The sequence below is a fragment of the Arthrobacter agilis genome (assembly GCF_002953615.1).
Classification (GTDB): Bacteria; Actinomycetota; Actinomycetes; order Actinomycetales; family Micrococcaceae; genus Arthrobacter_D; species Arthrobacter_D agilis_B.
Genome location: NZ_CP024915.1, coordinates 2,991,605 through 2,998,658 on the forward strand (window position 1 = coordinate 2,991,605; position 7,054 = coordinate 2,998,658).

General features: G+C 67.2%; 5 protein-coding genes and 1 pseudogene. 2 read left to right on the forward strand and 4 right to left on the reverse strand.

Features of this window, described 5'->3' with window-relative positions:
- A pseudogene (locus tag CVO76_RS14600) lies at nt 1-2,111 on the forward strand (DEAD/DEAH box helicase); the annotation flags it as partial.
- Nucleotides 2,112-2,227: 116 nt separating this feature from the next.
- Here CVO76_RS14600 and CVO76_RS14605 read toward each other — a convergent pair.
- From CVO76_RS14605 to CVO76_RS14615, 3 genes are all read right to left on the reverse strand, one after another.
- Nucleotides 2,228-3,181 carry a zinc-binding dehydrogenase gene (locus CVO76_RS14605; RefSeq protein ID WP_208739908.1) on the reverse strand — a complete coding sequence of 318 codons (954 nt, stop codon included), beginning with the start codon at nt 3,179-3,181 and terminating at the stop codon, nt 2,228-2,230.
- A gap of 308 nt (nt 3,182-3,489) precedes the next feature.
- Complete coding sequence (locus tag CVO76_RS14610) at nt 3,490-4,320, reverse strand: glycosyltransferase family 8 protein (protein WP_208739909.1); 831 nt, start codon at nt 4,318-4,320, stop codon at nt 3,490-3,492.
- Between the two features lie 45 nt (nt 4,321-4,365).
- Complete coding sequence (locus CVO76_RS14615) at nt 4,366-5,748, reverse strand: D-arabinono-1,4-lactone oxidase (RefSeq protein ID WP_208739910.1); 1,383 nt, start codon at nt 5,746-5,748, stop codon at nt 4,366-4,368.
- A 169-nt stretch (nt 5,749-5,917) separates the two neighbouring features.
- Between CVO76_RS14615 and CVO76_RS14620 the strand changes: the two genes are divergently transcribed.
- Complete coding sequence (locus CVO76_RS14620) at nt 5,918-6,832, forward strand: 2-hydroxyacid dehydrogenase (RefSeq protein ID WP_208739911.1); 915 nt, start codon at nt 5,918-5,920, stop codon at nt 6,830-6,832.
- A 4-nt stretch (nt 6,833-6,836) separates the two neighbouring features.
- On the opposite strand, the gene CVO76_RS14625 is transcribed toward CVO76_RS14620, so the two are convergent.
- The coding region (locus tag CVO76_RS14625) for a hypothetical protein (protein WP_208739912.1) at nt 6,837-7,054 on the reverse strand (218 nt) is incomplete at its 5' end.

Genomic DNA, 7,054 nt, shown 5'->3' on the forward strand with positions numbered 1-7,054 from the left:
TGTCGGCGGTGTTCCCTGAGAACGAACAGCTCGACGACTTCGTTGATTGGATAACCGACGACGCCCTTGACGGACTGCACCGGGAGAACTGGCGCCCAACCCGCCAACAGTTCGGCCTTGTCGAGTGGCGTGATGCTGGGTACGCCCGGCTGAGTGTCACCGTCGGCGACGACCAGCCGTTCATCCCCCGGTACTTCGAGCAACGGAGCCCGACCGGGAGACGCAAAAACGCGTTCCCACACGACCAGAACGAGATGACCCTCGCTACCGCTTGGCGCTTGGTCGAGGAAGGTCAGACAGTCCTCATCTTCTGCCCGCTGAGGGTCTCCGTCAGCACCCTCGCATCCCAGATCGTCAAGCTGCACCGGCAGGGCTTTCTCGCCTCGGTGATGCCGGACGGAGTGGACATCTCGAACGCCGTCGCTGTTGGAACCGAGTGGTTTGGCGCCGACGACGACATCCTCAGGTGCCTGCACTTGGGCGTTGCTGTCCACCACGGTGCGCTTCCTGGGCCGTTCCGTCGTGAGGTAGAGGCACTCCTGCACCGACGGATCTTGAAGGTGACCGTTGCCTCACCCACTCTGGCCCAAGGTCTCAATCTGTCCGCATCGGTCGTGCTCTTTTCCAGCTTGCACCGCAACAGAGGCCTGCTAGGGGGCTCCGAGTTCGCGAACGTCATAGGTCGTGCAGGACGGGCGTTTGTCGATACCGAAGGTCTGGTGCTGTACCCGCTGTTCGAGCCGAAAAGCGCACGAAAGGCGGCCCAGAGGCGGGCCGACTGGTTCAAGTTGATCGACGGGGCACGGAGCCGAGAGTTGGAATCGGGGCTGATCACGATCGGGATGTTGATGCTGCGCCGCATGCACGCGGCCGGGGGGCCGGCTAACGTCCCCGCATTCGTGAGCTACCTGACCGGGAACATCAGTTGGTCCTTCCCGGTCATCGCCGGAGAAGACCCTGCCGAGACAGAAATCGCCGCCGGGATGTGGGCAACCAACGTCGCCATGCTCGACACCGCGATCCTCAGCGTCGTCGGTGACGAGACCGCCGACCCCGTCGACGTCGTCGATGTCCTCGCCGACGCGATGCGCGACTCGCTGTGGGAACGCCAGATGCGCCGTCTGACAACGAACCGGGCGCTACTCCTCCGGACCGTCGTCGAACAGCGCACGCAGTTCCTGTGGAACACCTCGACACCGACTCAACGCCGCGGCTGGTACCTAGCCGGGCTCGGCGCCGACGCCGGCGGCGAACTCGCCGCGGCCGCCCCGGCGATCGTTAATCTCACGAACGCCGCCGAAACCTGCCTCGCCGGCGGCGAGTTCGAGGACGCCGCCGACACGCTCCAGCAACTGGCGGCGCAGGTGTTCACAATCTCCACGTTCACGCAGACCGTGGTGGTAAAGGACTGGCGTGTGGTTCTTGACCAGTGGCTCGCCGGGGAACCGTTGAGTGACATGGACGAGAAGCAGATGGACGTCGCCCAGTTCATCGAGTCCGACATCATCTACCGGCTCGTGTGGGGCATTGAGGCGGCGCGCGTGTACGAGCAGGCGCAGGGCAACCTCGCCGCCGACCTCGTCGCCGGTACGGCCTCGGCCGCGCTGGAAGCGGGCACGTTGAGCCTTCCAGCCGCCATCCTGCTCCGATCCGGTTTCGACCACCGGTCGGCCGCCATCAAGGCCGTCACCGACACAAAAGCCGACTTCAGCAACACCTCCGAGATGCGCACCTGGGTCAAGGACCTTGATCCGTTGCTGGTAAGCGATCCGGCATGGCCGACCGAGTCCAGCAGAGGCGCGTGGGTCGAGTTCACCCGTCGCCTCCGGGTTCGAGGACGACGACGATGGGGCCAGTACGTCCTAGACATGAAGAACGTCGAGTGGGACGACGAGGCCCCCGCGGCCGGCGAATGGCTACGCGTCAGCGACGACGGCCCCGACACGGCAGCCCTATGGTCGCCCGGCTTCGACAGGATGGGGACGGTCCGCGTGAATCTGAATGGAGACCGCGAGGGCGTTCTTCATGCCGTCAGCAATCCCGACGGCACCGTGCAGTTGCGCTACAGTGGGCCGAACGACTGGCTGATCCAAGCCAAGCGCACTACCTAGCCCGGCGCAGTCCAAACACTCCATGCTGACTGGCAGCATGCAAACCTGCCTAGGTCCCCCTGACGAAAGCGGCGGAGCCGCGCTGTCGATCCTGATGTGAGCCGCCGTCGTCGTTACTAGAACACGATGACGCTCCGGGCGCGCTCGCCCCTGCGCATCGCGTCGAACGCCTCGTTCACATCGTCGAGGCTGATGGGGTGCGAGATGAGCCGGTCCACGGGCAGCCTCCCCGCGAGGTACAGCGCGGCCAAGCGCGGGAAGTCCCGCCCCGGCACGGTCGAGCCGAAATTCGACCCGATCAGCGGCTTGCCGCTCTCCCCGAGCGCCAGCGCGTCGATGGACACGGGGCTGTCCTTGGGCGGCAGACCGACGATGACAGCCTTGCTACCCGCCTCGATCAGGGATGGGAGGGACTCCATGGTCTGGACCCGCCCGATCGCCTCGAAGGCATACGCCGCTTCCCCGCCCGTCAGCCCGCGGACCTCCTCGGCGAGGCCCTCGGAGGGCTGCAGCGTGTGGGTGGCACCGAACTCCCTAGCAGCGAGCTTCTCCTCGCTGAGATCGACGGCGATGATCGGGTTCGCGCCGACGAGCCGCAACGCCATAGAAATCGAGAATCCTACGCCCCCCGTTCCGACGACGACGGCGGAGGCGCCGGCTTCCACGCCGGCGTCGTTCACCACCGCCCCGAAGCCCGTGGCGACGGAACACCCGAGCAGGCTGGCGACGTCGAACGGCACGTTCTTCGGGATGCAGATGGCTCCGGACTCGGGGACGACGGCGTACTCGCTCATGGACCCGACGGCCAGATACGGGAAGACACGGCCGCCGTCCAGCGAGAGCGGGGTACTACCGTCCGGGAGGAGGCATTCCTCGGACCGACTACCCGAGCACACGTAGGACTTCCCCGAGAGGCAGGCGGTGCAGCGCCGGCAGGGGTAGACCACGGAGAGGATCACGTGGTCGCCCACCTCGACGTCTGTGACACCGTCGCCGATCGCCCCGACAGTGCCCGCGCCCCCATGCCTCATCACCGTGGGCGAGGGCAGCGTCCAGTCGCCGCCGGTCACGTGGCGGGTCCGACCCGCAGACCCCCGAGGCGCCCATGCGGACCAGGACCGTGCCCGGACCGGAATCCGCCACAGTGACGAACTCGCGTCGCAGTCGCATGTATGAAAGGGTCGCCGCGACGGGTGACGATATGTCCGGGCTGAACGCGCTGAACGCTGTGTCCGTCGGTGGTGTGGCCACAGAGACGGCGAATGGGCTGAAGCCGTCATGCGGACGCAGATCACGGCGGCGCAGAATTTTACGAGTGCGGACCCCTCCACAGTGTACCGAGGTAGCGGGGTCTGGTCGATGCACCTCCGTCTGAAACTTAGGAGCCGACGGGTACGCCCAGGGTGTCGGCCATCTCCCACCAGAGCCGGTTCACCTCGACGTACCGGTCGGTGGGGTCGAGCGGCTTCGCCCAGGGCTTGTCGATGATGTAGTGGATGTTTTTCACCGACGCCGCGTCCCACATCGATGGGTGCTGATGCGGCAGGGTCTTCAGCGCGTTGTACACGTAGGGCAGCGGCTGCCAGCGGTCGCGGTAGAACTCGTTGAGGAAGTCCTGCTCGGCGAACGGGTAGTGCGACAGGTCGTCCACGCCTGCCAGCCGCCCCACCATGTCCGCGAGGACAGCTTTGTCGGGCGACAGCACCAGGAAGCCGCCGTTCAGATAGTTGTCCGTCGCACCCGGCTCGGTGACGTGGTCCCCGCCCCTGCAGTGCGTGTAGAAGCAGGTCTCGGGTGTCCAGCTCGGCGGATAGCTCGCAATCCGGTTGGGGTTGCACCGGCAGGCATGGCAGGCGGCGATAGCGCCGTCGGCCAGGTCCAGCGCGAACAGCTCATCCATGTTCCGGGTCACCAGCATGTCGGCGTCCAGGAAGACGACGCGCTCGAATTCGGTCAGGCCCCAGACGGCCAGCTTGGTCCACACCTCCGCGAACCGGGAGTTGGCGTAGCTGTCCGCCGATCCCCCGGCCGGCCGCAACGGTGCCACGTCGCGCAGGAGGCACCCGTCGTCCTGCAGGAGGCGCCGGGCTTGCTCGTCGATCCCCTCGGTCACCATGACCACGAGGGGGATGGTGCTACCGGAGGCCGCCAGCGAGGCACGCAGCGTCCGGACCCCGATCAGGTAGTCGGGTTGAGTCAGCAAGGTCACCCAGGCATTCATCGGTGGTGTTCCTTTCCTGGTGGGCGGGTCGGGTCAGTCGAGGAGCGCATCGGTGAAGGCATTCGCGAACCTGTGCTCCGGGTCCAGCGCCTCGCGCACGCGGCGGAAGGCTTCCCACTGGGGGTAGAGCGCCGGCCAGTCGTAGAGGGACTCGTCGAAGTACTTCCCCCAGTGCGGTCGGCCACCCTCCTCGGCCAGGGCCCGCTCCACCGCCCGAAGGAAGCTGTTCCCCTCCTCGGACAGCGAACCGTCCGCCGCGTAGTAGACCACGAAGCCGAAGTAGCAGGTGTCCTGGCCGTTGGACGGGCTCAGCCATCCCTCGGACGCGCCGGTGCAGCGCAGGATCACCGGGTAGTGCATGCGGGGGCGCGTCTCCGCATGCCAGTCCTTGATCTTCCTGATCACTGCTCCGGCCCGGGCGAGCGGGATGCCGATCTCGACGTTGATCTGAGGGGTCGCGATACCCTTGCAGAACACCTGGTAGATGTCACCCGTGACATCGGTGAAGTCCCGGAAGCGCGACACCGTGCGGAGCGACTTGCCGTTGTCCGCGACGCCCTTGCTGTCGTCGCGGAGGTGCTGCAGCGTTGCCTCGATCGTGCTGTTCATGGACGTATCGGTCGTCGCGTACTCCACGAGCTGACTGCCGCCGGCCCGGTACCGCGACACCTCGTCGTCGGACGCCTCGTTGGCGGTCCACACCTGGACCTGGTTCTCCTGGGGGAACCACCACGCCTTGACCAGGATGTTCTCCCGGTTCCAGGTCTCCAGGTCCGTCTCGAGGGTGCCGGCGTCGACGGCCTTCTTCACGCAGGTGTAGATCAGGGACTCCCGCGCACGCAACGTCACGGCGGTGATCACGCCCAGTGAACCGAGGCCGAGCTGGACCGCGGGGAAGTCCGGGTGGTCACGGTCGAACTCCGCGACCGTGCCGTCAGCCAGCACCATGCGGATGGCCAGCGCGGCGCCGGCGATCGAGCTCTGCTGCAGGCCTTGACCGTGGGTTCCGGTGGACAGGGCGCCGGCCAGCGTCTGCTCGGCGATCACCCCGGGTGAGGCGTCCAGCATCTGCCCTCGCGCGGTGAGGAACGCGTACACCTCGGCCAGGGAGGTCGAGCCGGCAAAGGTCGCAGTGTCATCGGTGCTGGAGATCAGGCCGCTCAGCCTGCTCAGGTCCAGGAGTGTGCCGGCGCCGTCCGCGACCTCGATCATCCTGCCGGGTGACATCCGGCTCCCGATCATCCGGACCCGGCCGTCACTGGTGGACAGGAAGTCGCACAGCTCCGCCTCGGTGGCCGGCGCGACGACCGAGCCGGGCAGGCCCAGCCGGGAGTTTCGAGCCCAGTTGCGGAGCCGGATGTCCTCGCCGGTGAGCTCCGGCTCCTGGTGCGGGTAGGTGAGCTGTGTGATGGCCATGACGAGTCTCCTGTAGAAGTTCGGTTCTGCCTTCGAAGCCGCACCGACGGGCGCGGCTGATCCATCGGGCACGGGTGCTTCCGGCCACCGTGGATGAATTTCTCAGTTCTGTAGAAGTCCTGCTGACACCATAGCCCTGCCTCGTCAAGGGAATGTTTACACTGACAAAATGACTGTCGTATGCGTACCCGATCCGAATGCCCGTGATCTCCTCGGAGCCCTTCCAGACGACGTCGAGGTGATCGTCTGGGACGGTGAGGGCGAGAAGCCCGCACGTCTGGCGGAGACCGTCTTCTGGGTGCCGCAGGTCGAGGACTCCACCAACCTCGCCGGGAAGTTCGCCGCCATGCCGAAGCTCGAGGTCACCCAGCTGACGAGTGCCGGCGTCGAGGACATCCTCGAGCACGTCCCGGACGGTGTGACCCTGTGCAGCGCGCGTGGCGTGCACGGCCCGGCTGTCGCCGAACTGGTCCTGGCCGTCGTCCTGGCCACGCTGCGCCGGCTGCCCCACTTCGGTGAAGCACAGCGACAGGGCCGGTGGGACCCGATGGAGGCCGACGACCTGCGCGACAAGCGCGTGCTGATCGTCGGCGCCGGTGACCTCGGCGAGCAGACCGCCCGCCGCCTGCGGAGCTTCGATGCCGTTCCCGTGCTCGTGGCGCACACGGCACGGGACGGCATCCACGCGACGTCGGAGCTGCCGGACCTGCTGCCCGAGGCCGACGTGGTGGTGCTGACCGTTCCGCTCACCGAGGACACCACTGGGCTCGTCGACGCGAAGTTCCTGTCCCGGATGCGCGACGGCGCCCTGCTGGTCAACGTAGCGCGCGGCAAAGTCGTGGACACCCCGGCACTGCTCGCGGAACTGACGTCCGGGCGGCTGCGCGCCGCCCTGGACGTGATGGAGCCCGAGCCCCTGCCTGCTGACCACCCGCTGTGGAACGTGCCGAACCTGATCATCACCCCGCACGCCGCCGGCTCGATCGCGCAGTCCGGCCCACGAGCCTTCGCGCTGGTCAACGCGCAGGTGCGCCGCTACGTGACCGGCGAGGACCTCGTCAACGTGGTGAAGGGATCCCACTGAGTCCTCACGCATACGCTGTGAAGTTCGGTCCGAGGGTGTCGAGCCAGGCGGCCGGATGCACGGCCACGGCGTCGTCGCCGGGCCGGGCCCACGCGGCGGCGACCGCCTCCTGCAGCGCCGCTCCGGTCCGGGCGAACGGATAGCGGTCGAGCACCCAGCGGCGGTTCGCCGCACGGACCGGCGCCAGGGCGTCGAGGTCCTGGATCAGGTCCGCCAGGCGAT